Annotated in this window: 17 protein-coding genes; 7 read left to right on the top strand and 10 right to left on the bottom strand. The window is 61.9% G+C overall.

The genetic code is table 11. From position 1 onward, the window contains the following. Positions 1-12: 12 nt before the first annotated feature. The 3 genes from OGV19_RS26665 to OGV19_RS26655 form a co-directional block, all read right to left on the bottom strand. Positions 13-1,020 carry an AI-2E family transporter gene (locus tag OGV19_RS26665; protein ID WP_264311392.1) on the bottom strand — a complete coding sequence of 336 codons (1,008 nt, stop codon included), beginning with the start codon at positions 1,018-1,020 and terminating at the stop codon, positions 13-15. 71 nt (positions 1,021-1,091) lie between these two features. Beyond that, entirely contained in the window at positions 1,092-1,376 is a 285-nt protein-coding gene (locus OGV19_RS26660; RefSeq protein ID WP_264311391.1) for a PsiF family protein, read from the bottom strand. Between the two features lie 63 nt (positions 1,377-1,439). Then, entirely contained in the window at positions 1,440-2,228 is a 789-nt protein-coding gene (locus OGV19_RS26655; RefSeq protein ID WP_264311390.1) for an AraC family transcriptional regulator, read from the bottom strand. A 326-nt stretch (positions 2,229-2,554) separates the two neighbouring features. Between OGV19_RS26655 and OGV19_RS26650 the strand changes: the two genes are divergently transcribed. Then, entirely contained in the window at positions 2,555-3,490 is a 936-nt protein-coding gene (locus OGV19_RS26650) for an IS110 family transposase (protein WP_264309399.1), read from the top strand. 192 nt (positions 3,491-3,682) lie between these two features. Beyond that, a complete protein-coding gene (locus OGV19_RS26645) occupies positions 3,683-4,573 on the top strand; it encodes a DMT family transporter (protein WP_264311389.1) in 891 nt (296 codons plus the stop codon). Here OGV19_RS26645 and OGV19_RS26640 read toward each other — a convergent pair. Continuing rightward, entirely contained in the window at positions 4,554-5,444 is an 891-nt protein-coding gene (locus tag OGV19_RS26640; protein ID WP_264311388.1) for an esterase/lipase family protein, read from the bottom strand. The two genes, OGV19_RS26645 and OGV19_RS26640, sit on opposite strands and share 20 nt — an antisense overlap. Before the next feature lie 123 nt (positions 5,445-5,567). Here OGV19_RS26640 and osmE point away from each other — a divergent pair, with 123 nt between their 5' ends. Both osmE and OGV19_RS26630 read left to right on the top strand, forming a co-directional pair. Then, a complete protein-coding gene (osmE, locus tag OGV19_RS26635) occupies positions 5,568-5,909 on the top strand; it encodes an osmotically-inducible lipoprotein OsmE (protein ID WP_264311387.1) in 342 nt (113 codons plus the stop codon). A 48-nt stretch (positions 5,910-5,957) separates the two neighbouring features. After that, positions 5,958-6,488, top strand: a complete 531-nt coding sequence (locus OGV19_RS26630) for a ferritin-like domain-containing protein (RefSeq protein WP_027592557.1) — start codon at positions 5,958-5,960, stop codon at positions 6,486-6,488. 136 nt (positions 6,489-6,624) lie between these two features. Here the strand turns inward: OGV19_RS26630 and OGV19_RS26625 are convergent, their stop codons facing one another. Next, positions 6,625-8,691 carry an AsmA family protein gene (locus tag OGV19_RS26625; RefSeq protein WP_264311386.1) on the bottom strand — a complete coding sequence of 689 codons (2,067 nt, stop codon included), beginning with the start codon at positions 8,689-8,691 and terminating at the stop codon, positions 6,625-6,627. A gap of 339 nt (positions 8,692-9,030) precedes the next feature. On the opposite strand from OGV19_RS26625, the gene OGV19_RS26620 reads away from it, so the two are divergent. The 3 genes from OGV19_RS26620 (at position 9,031) to OGV19_RS26610 (ending at position 11,470) form a co-directional block, all read left to right on the top strand. Next, positions 9,031-9,438, top strand: a complete 408-nt coding sequence (locus OGV19_RS26620; protein WP_264311385.1) for a phage infection protein — start codon at positions 9,031-9,033, stop codon at positions 9,436-9,438. 123 nt (positions 9,439-9,561) lie between these two features. Then, complete coding sequence (locus OGV19_RS26615; RefSeq protein WP_264311384.1) at positions 9,562-10,194, top strand: TetR family transcriptional regulator; 633 nt, start codon at positions 9,562-9,564, stop codon at positions 10,192-10,194. Positions 10,195-10,372: 178 nt separating this feature from the next. Then, positions 10,373-11,470, top strand: a complete 1,098-nt coding sequence (locus tag OGV19_RS26610) for an AGE family epimerase/isomerase (RefSeq protein WP_264311383.1) — start codon at positions 10,373-10,375, stop codon at positions 11,468-11,470. A gap of 153 nt (positions 11,471-11,623) precedes the next feature. Here the strand turns inward: OGV19_RS26610 and OGV19_RS26605 are convergent, their stop codons facing one another. The 5 genes from OGV19_RS26605 to OGV19_RS26585 form a co-directional block, all read right to left on the bottom strand. Beyond that, positions 11,624-12,391 carry an SDR family oxidoreductase gene (locus tag OGV19_RS26605; RefSeq protein WP_264311382.1) on the bottom strand — a complete coding sequence of 256 codons (768 nt, stop codon included), beginning with the start codon at positions 12,389-12,391 and terminating at the stop codon, positions 11,624-11,626. A 607-nt stretch (positions 12,392-12,998) separates the two neighbouring features. Beyond that, the gene (locus OGV19_RS26600) at positions 12,999-13,715 is read right to left on the bottom strand and encodes an ABC transporter ATP-binding protein (protein ID WP_264311381.1); all 717 of its coding nucleotides are present in this window, start codon (positions 13,713-13,715) and stop codon (positions 12,999-13,001) included. Then, the gene (locus OGV19_RS26595) at positions 13,712-14,587 is read right to left on the bottom strand and encodes an ABC transporter ATP-binding protein (protein ID WP_264311380.1); all 876 of its coding nucleotides are present in this window, start codon (positions 14,585-14,587) and stop codon (positions 13,712-13,714) included. Before OGV19_RS26595 ends, OGV19_RS26600 begins: the two co-directional genes overlap by 4 nt. Next, positions 14,584-15,885, bottom strand: a complete 1,302-nt coding sequence (livM, locus tag OGV19_RS26590) for a high-affinity branched-chain amino acid ABC transporter permease LivM (protein ID WP_264311379.1) — start codon at positions 15,883-15,885, stop codon at positions 14,584-14,586. Before livM ends, OGV19_RS26595 begins: the two co-directional genes overlap by 4 nt. 2 nt (positions 15,886-15,887) lie before the next feature. Beyond that, on the bottom strand, positions 15,888-16,802 hold the full coding sequence (locus tag OGV19_RS26585) for an ABC transporter permease subunit (protein WP_264311378.1): 915 nt from the start codon (positions 16,800-16,802) through the stop codon (positions 15,888-15,890). Positions 16,803-16,903 lie beyond the last annotated feature (101 nt).

Here is a 16,903-nt window from a genome sequence, read left to right as displayed (position 1 = left end):
GGCCCATTCAGGCTAGACCAGCTCCACCCGCTTGAGCTCACTCTTCAGGTAGGCATAGTAGATCGGCCCCGCCACCACCCCCGGCAAGCCGAATGCCGCCTCGAACACCAGCATCGCCAGCAGCAGCTCCCATGACTTGGCACTGATCTGCCCGCCCACGATCCGCGCGTTGAGGAAGTACTCGACTTTGTGGATAACGATCAGATACCCCAACGCCGCCATCGCCACCCAGATCGACAATGACAGCCCGACAATGGTGATCAGGGTGTTGGACATCAGGTTGCCGATCACCGGCAGCAGGCCGAGCAGGAAGGTCAGCACGATCAGCGTCTTGGTCAGCGGCAGGTGCACACCAAACATCGGCAGCACCACGGCCAGGAAAATGCCCGTGAAGGTGGTGTTGAGCAGCGAGATCTTGATCTGCGCGAAGACAATGTTGCGAAACGCCTGCACCAGCAGGCTCAGGCGTTCGAACAAGGCTGCCGCCAACGGCTTGCGCCGAGAAATGTCAGGGATACGCTGCAGGGCAACGATGGCCCCGAGGATCATGCCGATCAGCAAGGTGACGAACATGTGCGCCATGCCCTTGCCCACCAGTTGCAGCTCGCCCAGGTGGCTCTTGAGCCAGTCGCCGATGGCCACTTTGAACTCGGCGGCACTGGCCGGCAGGTAGCCTTCGATGAACGGCGGCAACTGCCCACGGGCCCGCTCGACCAGGGCCATGAACTTGTCCAGCGAAGCCCCGGGGTTCTCCGCCTCGTGCAGCAGGAAGCTGAACGCGCCAGCGATCAGCAGGGTCAGGGTACTGACCACCAAGGTGCCGAGCAGGGCCACGGCCAGCCAGCGGGCGCGTTGCCCGGCAATCAGTGGCTGCAACCGCGGCGTGAGCATGTTGACCAGTTCGAACACCAGCAAACCGGCAAGCAGGCTCGGCAGCAGCTTCAGGGGCAGCGCCAGCAACAGGCCGGCAAACACGATGATCCAACTGGCCAGGGTGACCTGGCGGGGGGTGAAAGTCATACAGCCTCAGGGGCAGACAACGGAAAAGACCCGCAGTCTGCCAGCCTTCGTCCTACAGGCATAGGCGCAGGTCATTTCTTCTTAAGGCAGTCGCTCATGAACGCCTTGCGTTCGTCACCCTTGAGTGCTTTGGTGCTGGCATCGGCGTTGCAGGTCTTCATCTTTTCCTGCTGGGTGGCAGGCACGCTCTTCTTCAGGCAGTTGCTCATGAACGCCTTGCGCTCATCGCCCTTGAGCGCCTTGGCGGTGGCGTCGGCATTGCACGTGGTCATCTTTTCCTGTTGCGCGGTGGCGGCGAATCCCTGCGCGCTGAACAACACAGCCAATACCAGCAATGGCATTTGCAACAGCTTCATGGAGTGGTCTCCTGGTCTCCGCGCCCAATGCACGGTGGTGCAACTGAGTGTAGACAAAAATGCTTACACCCCAGCCCGCGCCTGACGCCGGTACTGCTCCGGGGTGCAGTGGGCCTGGCGCTGGAACATGGCAATGAATGCCGAGGCGCTGCTGTAGCCGAGGTCGAAGGCAATGGCCTGGATAGGCAAGCCCGCTTCCAGCGCCTCGATAGCCCGCAGAAAGCGCAGGCGCAGGCGCCACTCGCCAAAACTGATGCCCAGTTCGCGGATGAACTGACGGGCCAGGGTCCGTTCGCTGACATGCACCTGCGCCGCCCAGTCGGCCAGCGGGCGATTGTCACCCGGGGCGTGGCTCAAACCGTCGAGCACCTGGCCCAGGCCCTCGCTGCGGGCGAAGGGCAGGTAGCAGGTCTGGGTCGGCGCCAGCAGCAACTGGTCGAGCAGCACCTGCACCAGGCGCTGGTCGCGCTCGTCCTGCGCCACGCTCAGCTCACGCCGAGCGAAGTCGCCGAGGATGGCCTTGAGGATATCGCTGATGACCAGGCTGCACGGCTGTTGCGGCAGGTCGGCGCACAGGCTGCGGTCCAGGTAGACCGAGCGATAGACGATGGCCTGTGGGTTGTAACAGCCATGTTCGGTGCCCGGCGGCACCCACACGGCATAGTGCGGCGGCGAAAGGAAACGCTGGCCTTCGACGTCCAGGTGCATGACGCCGTGGGCGGCGTAGTTCAGCTGGCCCCAGGCGTGGCAGTGGGGGGCGCTGTGGGTGCGAGCGCCGAATTCGTCGTGGCGAAAGTACACCGGCGCCGGGAGTTGGTCGAAACCTGGGATCACGAGGTATTTGCGCGGCATGCTGTCTGCTTCAAAGGGCGGGTTGTCTGGATACAAGTATAGGCTTGTGAACAGACAGCGGATAATACCGGGCTATAGGGGCCTGCTGCGCAGGCCTTCGCGGGCAAGCCCGCTTGTGTCTTGGAGAGGGAATAGAATCTGAAGTGAGAGCGGTGAATGGCAAGCTGATAGCCCGAGGTGCCCAGAGCACGTGTGGGAGCAAAAGCTGCCATTCACCGTTCCACTTTGGCGAGAGCCCGAACAGTTGGATGAGGGGCGTAATCTCGAATCACAAGCGTGGGCCAAGCCAAAGCGCTCTCACTCCTTGAGTTTAAGAGGGTTTGGCCATGTCTTCCTCTGTCGGCATCGATGTTTCCAGTGCCACACTTGCTGTTCACATCCGCCCTGAGGGGGTGAACTTCAGTGTTTCCAATGACTTGAAGGGATTCCAACTGCTCGTCGAAAAGCTTGGCGGGTATGCAGTTTCAATGGTCTTGCTCGAAGCTACCGGTGGCTACGAGTGCAATGTCCTCAAAGCGCTGCAGGATGCCGATTTTCCGGTTTGCCGGATCAATCCCAGTCGTGCCCGGGACTTTGCCAAGTCGATGGGTAAACGCGCCAAGACCGATCCCATTGACGCAGCTGTTTTGGCTCACCTGGCTGAAGTTATGCCCCCACGGCCTTGCCAGGTGATGACACCCGAGCGGGCCTTGCTGCGCGAACTGCTTATGCAGCGGGATCGCTTCGTCCAACAGCGCGACGATGACAAGCGGCGCCTGAAGCAGGCGCGGGCTCCCAGTGTTTGTTTGCGGTTGGAACAACACATCGCCTATCTGAAGGGTGAAATTCGAGCGCTGGAACAAGAGATCGCACAGCAGGCAGCAGCTTTGCCTGATGACCGGGTTAAACAGCTCACTCAAGTCAAAGGAATTGGTCTGATTACTGCCGGAAAGCTGATGGCCTTGCTGCCAGAGCTGGGCCAGGTGGATAAGAAGGAAATTGCCGCCTTGGTCGGTGTTGCGCCGTTCAACCAGGACAGCGGCAAGCAGTCGGGCAAGCGTTCAATCTGGGGGGGGCGCTCACAAGTCAGGCGGGCGCTCTATATGGCCTGCTGGGTGGTGATACGGCACAACAAGGACTTCTGCGAGCGCTACAAAGCACTGCGAGCCCAGGGGAAGTGCGCGAAAGTATCGGTGGTGGCGTGTATGCGAGTATTGATAGTGAGGCTAAATGCGATGCTCAAGACCGGAACGCCCTGGAAGGAGCAAATAGCTCATTCGTAGGAGCAAGCCTTGCTGGCGATGCCCGGCACAGCCGGGCCTGGGGCGCTACGCGCCCCATCGCCGGCAAGGCCAGCTTCCACAAGAAGACAGTTGCTCCCACAGCTAGAGCGCTGCCCCTGTATCTGTGGGAGTGGGCTTACCCGCGAAGGGCTGCAAGGCAGCCCCAACCTGGCCAAACCGAGTAACCGCGATATGAACTACACCTTCCCCCTCCTCGCCATCCTCATCTGGGCTGGCAACACCGTGGTCACCAAGCTGTCCGCCGGTGCCATCCACCCCGCCGAGATCGGCTTCTACCGCTGGCTGCTGGCTGGCCTGCTGTTCACCCCGTTTCTGCTGCCCGCCGTGTGGCGCAACCGCACCGCCATCCGCCCGCACCTGGGCAAGGTGTTCGTCCTCGGCGTGCTGGGCATGGCCCTGTACCAGAGCCTGGCGTACTTCGCCGCCAGCATCACCAGCGCCACCAACATGGGCATCATCCTCTCGCTGATGCCGTTGATGTCGCTGGCCCTGTCCATCGCCTGGCTCGGTCAGCGCCTGAGCTACGGTGCTTTGGCCGGCGCGGTGGTGTCGTTCTTCGGCGTGCTGGAAGTGGTCAGTGCGGGCCAACCAGGTGCCTTGCTGGAGCAGGGCCTGAACAGCGGCGACCTGCTGATGCTGGTGGCCACCCTGGCCTACGCGCTGTACAGCTTCCTGCTGAAGAAATGGCAGCTGCGCCTGCCGCCCTTGCAGTTGTTGTACTTGCAGGTGCTGGTGGCCATCGTTGTGTTGCTGCCGCTGTTCCTGCTGTCGCAGAAGACCGGGCTGAACGCTCGCAACATCGGCCTGGTGCTGTACGCTTGCGTGCTGGCCTCGATGATCGCACCGCTGGTATGGATGCAAGCCGTGCATCGCCTGGGGCCAAGCCGCACCACACTGTTCTTCAACCTGCTGCCACTGGCAACCGCCTTGATCGCCGCCGTGGTGCTGGAGGAACAACTGGCCAGCTACCACCTGGTCGGCGGCCTGCTGACCCTGGTCGGGGTGATTCTTGCCGAACGCTGGACCACACCCGTGCGCCGCCTTACAACCCCGCAGCCTTGAGCCGGGCCGCGTGCTCGGTGAACAGCCGCACCGGTTCCGCGCCCTTGCCCACCGCCCCCAGCGACTGGTTGACGATGTCCAGGTGGTCGAGCGGATAGTCATCACCGATCACCTGCCCCAGGTGTGAGCTGAAGCGCCCGACCATGCCATCACAATGGCCCTTTTCCTTGACGAAACTGCGGGCGAACAGGCGGCAAAAGCGGTTGCTGCCGTCAAAACGGTTGCGCCCCTGGTCGGTAAGGCCGGGCTGCAAGGTGCCCGACCAGGAGTAGTAGCGCACGCCATTGACCTCAGCCGGCCCTTCACCGCCCCAGGTGTCGGGCAGGCCCTGTGGATACGCCTGGTTGAACAGCGCCACCCCGGCGCTGGTCAGCGACTGGTGCGAGGCGTGCACATCGATGGGCAAGCGGTCACGCCGCCAACCGGTTTCCAGCCCTACCAGCAGCACTGCCAGGCCATGCAGCACGGCCTTGAGAATACGCCCCTGAGGTGAATCGCCAGGCGCCGTGCGCTCCAGGTGATCGGCCAGTTCAGAGCCATGATTGGGCCCGGCCACCGACGTCACCGAAGCCACCCGGTCGGGCCGTTTCGCGGCCGCATAGCGCGCATCCAGGGCGCCCTGGCTATGGCCGATGAGGTTGACCTTGGGCGCGCCGCTGCGCTGGCAGATGTCTTCGATGATCGCCAGCAACTGCTCGCCGCGTACTTCGCTGGAATGCAACGGCGACACCTGCACGGCATGTACCCGCGCGCCGCCCTTGCGCAAGGCCGGCACAATCCCGAACCAGTAGGGGTAGAGCAGCACCCGAACGAAACCGAGCATGCCCGGCACCAGCACCACAGGGTATCGCGTAGCCAGTTCCTGCCCCATTGCCCTGCCCCTCTCCGTGGACGACGGCCCACACTACAGCGGCTTCGATGACCATCGCAATCGAACTCCTGACGCGCCGCGCGGTTCCAAACCAGAACAAACCCCTGAGCAAGGAGCGGGACCATGTACAAGCAGACCCTGGCAATCCTTCTGGCCAGCGCAACCCTCGCCGCCTGCGGCAGCCGCCCGGAAAACCCGGTGGATTACGTCACTTACCGCGATGAGCCGCTGGTCAAGCAGGTCGAACACGGCATGACCATGCAGAAGGTCATTGCCATCGGTGGTAGCCCCTCCAACGTGATCGACCTGCCGCATGGGGGCACCTGCAACGACTACATCCTCAACCGCGACGGCCAGCAGCAGCCCTACTACGTGCGTTTCGACGCCACCGGGCATGTCGATGCGAAGGGCTTCAAGACCTGCAAGCAACGAGAAGAGGACAGCGACGCCGTCCACGGCGCGTGAGCCTTCGGTACACCTTGCCCCCCCGTCCTGATCCGTTTGGAGATAACCATGAGCAACGTTGAACTGACCGATGTGAAAACCCTGCGCGAACGTGCCCGCCAGCACGTCGAGCAAGGCGCGGTGACCGAGGGTTACCACGCCGACCGTACCGAAATCCTGCGCCTGCTGAACGAGTCGCTGGCTACCGAGCTGGTCTGCGTGCTGCGTTACAAGCGCCACTACTTCATGGCCAGCGGTATCAAGGCCAGCGTTGCGGCCGAGGAGTTTCTCGAACATGCCAACCAGGAAGCCGAGCATGCCGACAAGCTGGCCGAGCGGATCGTGCAGTTGGGTGGCGAGCCGGATTTCAACCCGGATAACCTGACCAAGAATTCCCATGCCCAGTACGTGGCGGGCAGTAATCTGAAAGAAATGGTGCTGGAAGACCTGGTCGCCGAACGCATCGCGATCGACAGCTACCGGGAGATCATTCAGTACATTGGGGATAGCGACCCGACCACGCGGCGTATCTTCGAAGACATCCTGGCGCAGGAAGAAGAGCATGCGGACGATATGTCCGATCTGCTGCAAGGGCTGTAATCGCTGGGGCTGCTTTGCAGCCCTTTCGCGGCACAAGGCCGCTCCCACAAGTGCTCCGCAAAGCCTGAACCTGTGGGAGCGGCCTTGCCGGGGCGCCGGACCGGCCGGAATGGGCCGCAAAGCGGCCCCCCTTCACCTATTTCTTGCCTTTGACCTCAGTCAGCGCCTTGCCCGCCTTCATCTGCTGCAACAACGGCGTGCACTGATTAGGCTCATCGCCACTGCTCGGCGCGATTAATGCCAGCAGCCCCGCCGCCGGCCCCGCGACCACCCCTAATGCCACCATCCCCGCACCACGCAAGGCCAACGGCAGCGCCTGCACACCCGCACTGGGCTTGGCGAATGGCCCCCGTACATACAGCGGCGAACGCAACGAGAACAGCCGCAGGCCTTTGGATTCCGGGGTGATCTTCAGATCAAGCTGCTCACTGGCAAAGTTGGCCGTGCCATTGATGTAGATAATCGCGTTCTCGGTATCGAAGATGAACAGGCGCGTTGTCGCCAGCCCATCCTTGATGCCGACATCGGCCGCCGCGCAGTTGATCTGCACATCCTCGTCGCCGAACAACTTGCCAATCACGTAGTTGCCCACGTTCAACCCGGCGATTTCCATCAGGCTGCGGCTGATCGCGCCATCATTGATCAGCATGCGCAGGTCGCCATTGGCCGTGCCCAGCAGCGCTGCGACCGAGTTACCGCGGCCGGTGATGTCAGCATCGCCGTTGAGTTCGCCAAAGCTGGTCTGCATCGGCGCAAAACTGGGGAACAACTGCTTGAGCTTGAAGCCCCGCGCAGTCAGCTGCGCGCGGCCCTGCAAGGGTACGCTGCGCCCGTCCAGGCGGATCCTGGAGGCCAGGTTGCCGCCAGCCACGCCAAAGCGCAGCGGTTCCAGGCGCAGCAGGCCATCTTCCAAAATCACGTGGGCAGACAGGTCATTGAACGGCAATTGTTCACTGTGGACGATGCGCTTACCGGCAAATTCGACGTCGGCATCCATGGCCCGCCAGCGTTCGGTACGGAACTCCTCCACCGGCAGCACCTTGCCTGCCGGCTGCTTGCTGGCCCCGCCGCGTGCCTTCTGTTCGGCGTTGGAATCGGCCCCGATCAGCGGCGCCAGGTCCTTGAACAACAGCTGGTTCGAGACCAGCTTACCGGACAGCTTGGGCCGTGGCTGGCTGGCGACGAAGGCCAGGTCACCGTGGATATCACTGTCGCCGATCTTGCCGTTGAAGCCTTGGTAATTGAAGGTCGCGCCCTGCGCGGCATGCAGGTTGGCATTGAGGTGGCCGTCGGTGGCATAGGCCGGTGTATCCGGCAAGGTCACGCCGGTCAGCGGGTAGAGGTTGCCCAGGCTTTTGCCGGACAGCCGCAGGCGCAGATCAAGCGCGCCGAGGTTGCGCGGGTCGGTCAGGGTACCGGCAAGCACCACATGGGTATCGGCGATGCGTACGTCGGCCTGCAAGGGGAAGGGTTGGCTGGCGTCCTGCAGTGCCAGCAGGCCACCGATCTTGCCAGTGCCGGACACCGGCTGGCCTTTGTAGCGGCCCTGCGCCTTGAGGCCGAAGGCATAGTCCTGGGCACCGCCGGTTTGCTCGGCATGTGCCTTGCCGACGATGTCGCTGAACGGGATCGGCTTGCCCAGCGGGTCGATCTGCACCTTCATGCTGGTCTTCAGGGTCTGGTCGTCGAGGCTGACATTGCCTTGATCAAAACCAATGGCGCCGATATCCAGCTGCCATTTCGAGGGCTCTGCGTGTTCGTCCTTGGGGCCGAAGTCGAAGGCCCAGTTGGCACGGCCATCGGCCAGGCGGGTAAGGCTGGCGGTCGGTTTGGTCAGGTTGATACGCGGGATGACGATCTGCTGGAACACCAGCGGCAGCGGCGCCAGGCGGAACTCGACACGTTCGAGGCCGACCATGGTCGGCGCCTTGAGCCACTCGGGGTTGCCCAGGGTCAGGTCTTCGGCGATGAAATGCGGCCAAGGCACCCACGCGCGCCAACCGCCTTCTTCAGGTTCGGTACGCCACTGCACTGCAAGGTTGCCATTGATTGCGAAAGGCCTGTGCAGGGCCTCGGAGACCTTCTCGTTGAGCAACGGCTTGACGCGGTTCCAGTCGAAGGTGGCGATTACCACCACCAGTATGGCCAGCAGGGTCAACAGGGTGGCAAGGGTCCAGACGAGGATTCTGGCGGGTCGCGTCATTGCGTGATTCTCCTGACGGCATGGCACGTAGCGGGTGCCGATGGCACTCATTAACTCGGACTGATGAAAACCCGCTGGGTTTTATCTGTGGCGCCATGATAGCGAAGTTTTTCCTGGCTTCTTGCTCAGCATTTGGTCAGGCCAGCGGCGTAGCGTTACTCGCCAAAGATAGAGGCAAACAGCCACTATTCACGTCGAGATAGCCGCTTTAGAGCCTCTGGCGACCTCTATCAATGCTGTCGATTGTTACCATTATCCTTATGAACTTTTCTCTGGCGTTACCGGGCGTAGCATTGGCTCCGTACCCACTTTCCAGCCCCCCAGAGGAGCACCGAAATCATGAAACGCCACCTGCTGACCCTGACCCTGTCCATCCTTGCTGCCAACGCCTTCGCCCTGCCAGCTGCCGATCAGCACCTCTCCGCCGAATCGCGCTCCAGCGCCGCTGAAATCGCCCAGCCGCTGAAAACCGTTGCCGAAGGTGGTTCTGATCGCCTCATCGAACAAAGTGGCCGCGTTGCCGAAGGTGGCTCGGACCGCCTGATCGAACAAAGTGGCCGCGTAGCTGAAGGTGGCTCGGACCGACTGATCGAACAAAGTGGCCGTGTTGCTGAAGGTGGCTCGGACCGCTTGATCGAACAAAGTGGCCGCGTAGCTGAAGGTGGCTCGGACCGCTTGATCGAACAAAGTGGCCGCGTAGCTGAAGGTGGCTCGGATCGCCTGGTTGAACTCAGCCGTGTGAGCTGATCGCCATGGCCGAAAAGAACAACCTGCAGCACAATGCCTGCTCACCTCCAAGCCCGGTCCATTGACCGGGCTTCGTTTTATTATCTAGAGTGCCCTGCCTCGACCGACACAGAATCCTGACCCATGCTGCCGCGTGCCGAACAGAAGCTACAGACCCGCCAGGCCCTGCTCGATGCCGCCTGCCAGCTCATGGAGAGTGGCCGTGGCTTCGGCAGCATCAGCCTGCGCGAAGTGGCGAAAACGGCGGGTATCGTGCCGACCGGTTTCTACCGGCATTTTTCCGACATGGACGCTCTCGGCCTGGCCCTGGTGGCCGAGGTCGATACCACCTTCCGCCAGACTATCCGCCTGGTGCGCCAGAACGAATTCGAGTTTGGCGGCATCACCGACGCCTCGGTGCGTATCTTCCTCGACGTGGTCGCCGCCCACCGGGCCCAGTTCCTGTTCCTGGCCCGTGAGCAATACGGCGGCTCGCAGGCGGTTCGCCAGGCGATTGCACGCCTGCGCCAAGACATCAGTGACGACCTGGCTACTGACCTCGCGCGCATGAAACGTTGGCAGCACCTGGACGGCGCGGCGCTGGCGGTGATGGCCGACCTTGTGGTGAAGACGGTGTTCGCCACCCTGCCCGAGCTGATCGACAACCCCGACGCGGGTTATCCACAGGCCCTGACCGCACAGGAAAAGATCACCCAGCAGTTGCGCTTCATCTTCGTCGGCGCACGGCATTGGCAAGGGCTGAGCAACCCGAGCTGATCTGTGGGCTGTAATCGCCTCTTCGCGGGCAAGCCCGCTCCCACACGAATGGCACCGTTTTCAAGAGCAGTTCAACGACCTGTAGGAGCGGGGCTTGCTCGCGAAGAGGCCCACGTAAACAACCCAAAACCCCAGTTCTGCTACCATGGCGCACTGCCCGATTGTGACGAGCGCTTTCATGTCCGACCCCCGCCCCACCCCGCCCGAACTGGCCCGCTTCAACCAGCACTTCGCCGAGCGTATCGTGCCGTTGTGGCAAGGCCCGGGCTGGAATGTCGAAATGGCCCTGCCCTTTGAGGCCCTGGATGCCCAGCACCGGCCATTGCCGGTTCAGCGCTACCGGGCGATGGCCTGTGCGCGCCAGCTGTACCTGTTCAGCAGCCGCATCGAGCAACCGGGCTCGGCAGAGCGGGCGGCGGCGTTGTTCCGCTCGCTGCAGCGGCATTTTCATGATGCCGAACACGGCGGCTGGTTCTACAGCATCGATGCCGAAGGCAAGCCGCTGGACCGCCGCAAAGACCTCTACACCCACGCGTTCATCGTGTTTGCCTGCGCGCATTACTGGGGCAAGGTCGGCGACAGCCTGGTGGCCTCCGCGCTGAACGCTGCCCTGGAAATCGTCAGTGAGCAGTTCGCCCGCGACGACGGCCTGTACGAGGCCAGCCTCGGTGAAGACTGGGCCGACCTGGGCAGCGGCCCACTGCAGAACCCGCAGATGCACCTGGCCGAAGCTTTCCTGCAGGTGCTTGCCGTGCGTGAAGATCACGGCGTGCAGCAGGCGTTGCTGCAACTGTGCGATGCCCTGCAGGCGCAGTTCATCGAACCGCAGCATGGCCTGATGCTGGAAAAACCACGCGGGGCTGTGGATAACTGGTTCGAACCCGGCCATCAATTCGAGTGGTTCTATCTGCTCGATACCTCGGCACTGCTACGCGAAACCCCACTGCACGCTTCGATTGCCCGCGCGTTCGATTATGCCGAACAGTGCGGAGTGAAGGATTCGGCCGTATTGGCGATGTTGGCAGTGGACGGCAAGGTGATCGATGCCACCCAGCGGATCTGGGCCCAGGCGGAGTACTTGCGGGCGCTGGTATTACGCGCGGGGAGTGAAGCGAAGCTGGCTGCGCAGTTGCGGGCGCTGGAGCAGCGGTTCCTGCATGATGGCGGCTGGTATGAGTGCCGGGACAGTGAGGGTGCCGTCAGCCGGCATGACATGCCTTCGACTACGCCTTATCACTTGGCGACTTGCCTGGAAGGCTTGCAGCGCTTGAGCTAACGCATTCGCGGGGCAAGCCCGCTCCCACAGGTATTTGTGCACGGCGCTTTACCTAATGAAATGGTCCTCCCAGTGAAAGCTTAGGCTTTCACTGGGAGGCTTGGGAGGACCATCGATGTGGGAGCGGGCTTGCCCCGCGAAGAGGCCTTCGGATTAACCTTTGACCGAACGGTCGATCGAGAACCCAGCCCAGTCCTGGCTCACCGGCATCAGCTCCAGGCTGTTGATGTTGATGTGCGCCGGCTGGTTGAGGATCCAGAAAATGGTCTCGGCAATATCCTGCGGCTGGATCGGCTCGGCACCGGCGTAGGTCGCGTCATACTTGGCCTGATCACCCCCAAAGCGCACCAGCGAAAACTCACTCTCGCACAGCCCCGGCTCGATGTTGCTGACACGCACGCCCGTGCCACGCAGGTCGCAACGCAGGCTCAGCGAGAACTGCCCGACAAACGCCTTGGTGCCGCCATACACGTTGCTGCCCGGGTACGGGTAATTGCCCGCCACCGAGCCGACGTTGAGGATCGACGCACCACGCCCGTGGGCGATCAACCGGGGCAGCAGCAGGCGCGTGGTGTACATCAGGCCCTTGATGTTGGTGTCGACCATGGTTTCCCAGTCGTCCAGGCTGCAGTTTTGCGCCGCATCGACGCCCAGCGCGAGGCCTGCATTGTTGACCAGGCCGCGTAGCGTGTCGAAACCAGGCGGCAGCGTGGCGATGGCATGCTCCATGGCCTTCCGGTCGCGCACATCCAGCACCAGCCCGTGTACTTCGGTCTTGGCCGACAGTTCGGCGCACAGGGCGTCCAGGCGTTCCTTGCGGCGGCCCGTGAGGATCAGCTTCCAGCCGGCCTCGGCGAAACGTCGGGCAGTGGCTTCACCGAAACCAGAAGTCGCGCCAGTGATGAATACGGTGGACGTCATGCTGTGTTCCTCGCTGTGGATTAATGTCGGCAGGGGGTTGCAGCATGCCTTCGTACCCCGCAGGCAGCAAGCTATTGAAGCAACTGATCAAATATTGATCACTTTGGTCAAAGCCCCGTTGTAGACGGCCTGGCGCCAGCTATGCGCACGTTATCCACAAGGCTTTCCCCACGGATTGGGGGCAACTCTTGTGCTTGGCGGAACCCTTTCAGCCATCAGCGGTCGGTGGATATCATCTGCAGTGATGGCGCAAAGCTTTCAATCATGCCGCTTGCAGCGGTCTGTCCAACGTTTTTACACAGATTTATCCACAGGCTTTCAGGCTACTTGCGCACAGCAGGGTGTGGGTAAAATCCGCTGGAAAATCATCCACAAGAGCAAAGCGATCAAAAAATGATCAATACCCTGCAGGGCTTGATAACAAAGGGCTCTAGCGAGGTGCACCCATGTTTTCCACAGGCGGCTCCACATTATCCGTGGGTAAAAGACGGCTGTGGAAACAATGGCTTGCGATGAGGTTGTAAGTCGGCTTGAGCACGATGTGCGACAAGTTGTCCACATCTGTGGTTAGAGTGATTGGGGCTGACTTGCAGCCCCGAATTACACCTCAGTGCCCGCCCAGATAAGCGCTGCGCACTTCTTCGTTCACCAACAACTCCTGCCCCGTCCCGGTCATGCGGATCTGCCCGTTGACCATCACATACGCACGGTCCGACAGCTTCAGCGCATGGTTGGCGTTCTGCTCCACCAGGAAAATGGTCATCCCGGTCTTGGCCAGTTCACGCAAGGTCGAGAAGATCTGCTTGACCACGATCGGCGCCAACCCCAGTGACGGCTCATCGAGCAGCAGCAACTTCGGTCGGCTCATCAGCGCACGGGCGATGGCGAGCATCTGCTGCTCACCGCCCGACATGGTCATCGCCCGCTGGGTACGCCGCTCCTTCAGCCGCGGGAACAGCTCGTACATGCGCTCCATGTCCTCCTTGGCATATTTGTCGCCAATCGGGATGGTGCCCATCATCAGGTTTTCCTCGACCGTCATGTCGGGGAACACCCGCCGCCCTTCCGGCGACTGGGCGATACCGTTGGAGGCGATGTAGTGCGAGGACTTGCGGGTGATGTCGGTACCGCGGTACACGATGTGCCCCGACGACGCGCGCGGTTGGCCGAAAATCGACATCAGCAGGGTCGACTTGCCGGCACCGTTGGCGCCGATCAGGCTCACCGTCTCGCCCTCGTTGATGTGCATCGACACCTTCTTCAGGGCCTGGATCGGCCCGTAGAACACATCCAGGTCTTTCAGTTCGAGAATGGGTGCACTCATACCAGTTCCTCTTCGTCTGCACCCAGGTAGGCGGCAATCACCGTCGGGTTGTTGCGGATTTCCTGTGGCGCGCCTTCGGCGATCACGTTGCCATGGTCGAGCACGACGATATGGTCGGAGATGCTCATGACCATGCCCATGTCGTGTTCGATCAGCACCACGGTGATGTCGTGCTCGTCACGCAGCACGCGGATCATGCCACTCAGGGCCTCGGTTTCCTGCGGGTTGAGGCCGGCGGCCGGTTCGTCCAGGCAGATGATCTTAGGCCGCGTGCACATGGCCCGGGCAATCTCCAGGCGACGCTGCTGGCCGTAAGACAACTCACCGGCCAGGCGGTTGGCGCAGTCGACCAGGTCGACCACCTCCAGCCAGTAGAACGCATGGTCCAGCGCATCGCTCTCGGCCTTGCGGTAGGCCTTGGTGTTGAGCACCCCGGCCAGCAGGTTGCGGTTGACCCACATGTGCTGGGCCACCAGCAGGTTCTCCACTACCGACATTTCCTTGAACAGGCGAATGTTCTGGAAGGTTCGGGCAAGCCCCGCGCGGTTGACCAGGTGGGTGCCGCCGAACATCTTGTAGTACAGGCGGTTGGCAAAGCGGGCAGGCGAAACAAAGTCCGCCGGCTGGAAGCGCTCGCCGAGCAACTGGATGACGTTGGTCTGGCTGCCGCGCACGTTCAGCTCAATACGCCCACCGCTGGCCTTGTAGAAACCGGTCAGGCAGTTGAACACCGTGGTCTTGCCAGCACCGTTGGGGCCGATCAGCGCGAAGATCTGGTTGCGCCGGACCTTGAGGCTCACGTCGCTCAGCGCCTTGATGCCGCCAAACTGCATCATCAGGTTGTCGACCGACAGAATGATATCGTCGCTCATGGCGCCACTCCTTTACGCGGGACCACACCGGTACGGCTGATGCGGATCAGCCCACGCGGTCGCCAGATCATCATCAACACCATCAATACGCCAAACAGCAACACCCGGTATTCGGAGAAGCTGCGCAGCAGCTCTGGCGCCACAGTCAGCACGAATGCCGCGATCACCACACCGACGGTCGAGCCCATGCCGCCCAGTACGACAATGGCGAGGATCAACGCCGACTCGAAGAAGGTGAATGAAGACGGGTTGACGAAGCCCTGGTAAGTGGCAAAGAACACACCGGCAAGGCCCGCAGTGGATGCCCCGAGGGTGAACGCCGAGAGCTTGACCAGCACGTGGTTCAGGCCCATCGAGCGGCAGGCGATTTCGTCTTCGCGCAGCGCTTCCCAGGCGCGGCCGACCGGCATGCGCGTCAACCGGTGCTTGATGTACAGCACTGCCAGCACCACCAGGAACAGCACGGCGTAGATGAACACGAACTTCAGGTTGGCGTTGTAATCGAAGCCGAAGAACTCGTGGATCGGCACCCCGCCGTCCTTGGCCCGACGGCCGAACTCCAAGCCGAAAAAGGTTGGCGACGGCGCCGGCATGCCGTTCGGCCCGCCGGTGAACGACAACCAGTTGTTCAATATCAGACGGATGATCTCGCCAAAGCCCAGGGTCACGATCGCCAAGTAGTCACCGTGCATGCGTAACACCGGGAAGCCGAGTATGCACCCCGCCAGCGCTGCGGCGATGGCCGCCAGTGGCAGCACGCTCCAGAAGCCCAGGCCCAGGTACTGGTAGCCCAGCGCCAGGCCGTAGGCACCGATGGCGTAGAACGCCACGTAACCCAGGTCGAGCAGCCCCGCCAGGCCGACCACGATGTTCAGGCCAAGGCCCAGCAATACGTAGATCAGGCCGAGGATGACCACGGTCAGCAGGTACTTGTTGGCAAAGATCGGGAACACGATGGCGATCACGATCAGCGCCGGGATGATGTAGCGCAGGCGCGACTTGTAGTTCGGTGCGTTGACATGCACGCCCGAGCCACCGCTGTCGAAGCCCTGGAGCATGCGGCGCCCGACGCCCGTCTGCAGGTACAAACTGAGCAGGAAGCGCCCGACCATCACGCCGCCGACCAGCCAGGCCACACGGCGGGGTTCGGCATTGAAGGTGTAGCCGTCGAGCACCACGCCGACGACAGGGCCAAAGACAATAAGCGCCAGCAGGCCGGCGACTAAGGTCTCCAGCAGGCTGCGTTTGAGGTCGAAACCGGTGGTTTCGGAAACAGGGGCAGTTTTGGCAGTGGACATGTTCACACCTTAGCCACGAGCGGGCGACCCAACAGGCCTTGGGGACGGAAGATGAGGATCATCACCAGCAGCGAGAAGCTGAACACGTCCTTGTAGTCGGAGTTGATCAGGCCAGAGAACAGCGACTCGGAGATGCCCAGGATGATGCCGCCGAGCATGGCCCCCGGTAGCGAGCCGATGCCGCCCAGTACGGCCGCCGTGAACGCCTTGATGCCGATGATGAAGCCGGCATAGAAGTCGAAGGTGCCGTAGTTCATGGTGATCAGCACGCCGGCCAGGGCGGCCATTACCGCACCGATGACGAACACGTAGGAAATCACCCGGTCGGTGTTGATGCCCAGGATCGAGGCCATCTTGCGGTCCTGCTGCGTGGCGCGGCACATGCGGCCGAGCTTGGTGTACTTGATCACGTAGGTGAGCAGGCCCATGCCGACGAACGCGGCAATCAGGATAAAGATCTTGGTGTAGGTCAGTTGCACGAAGCCTGTGCCCACCTCTACCCGCATGGCGCCTTCAAGCAGGGTCGGCACGCCTTGCTGGCGAGCGCCCTGGCTGATCTGTGCGTAGTTTTGCAGGATCAACGAAATGCCGATGGCACTGATCAGCGGTGCCAGCCGGGTGGAGTTGCGCAGGGGCTTGTAGGCGATGCGTTCGATGGTGAAGCCATAAACGCCCGTGACGACGACGGTGAACAACAGTGTGCCCAGCATCAGTAGCGGGAACGACTCGACGCCGAAATAGGCCAGCAATGCCAGGCTGATTGCCGCGAGGTACGCGGAAATCATATACACCTCGCCGTGCGCGAAGTTGATCATGCCGATAATGCCATAGACCATTGTGTAGCCGATGGCGATCAGGCCATAGACCGACCCGAGGGTCAGGCCGTTGACCAGCTGCTGCAGGAAAATACCATCCATAACGCAATCTCACCTGAGTGAGACTGCACAAGTGCCGACCACGGCAGGTCCCGGATGAAGCGGCCCTCGCAGCGCAGAACTGTGCAGATCTCCGAATAAAG

This window comes from Pseudomonas putida (assembly GCF_025905425.1).
GTDB classification, from domain to species: domain Bacteria; phylum Pseudomonadota; class Gammaproteobacteria; order Pseudomonadales; family Pseudomonadaceae; genus Aquipseudomonas; species Aquipseudomonas putida_AF.
This window is presented reverse-complemented; position numbering and strand designations above follow the sequence as displayed.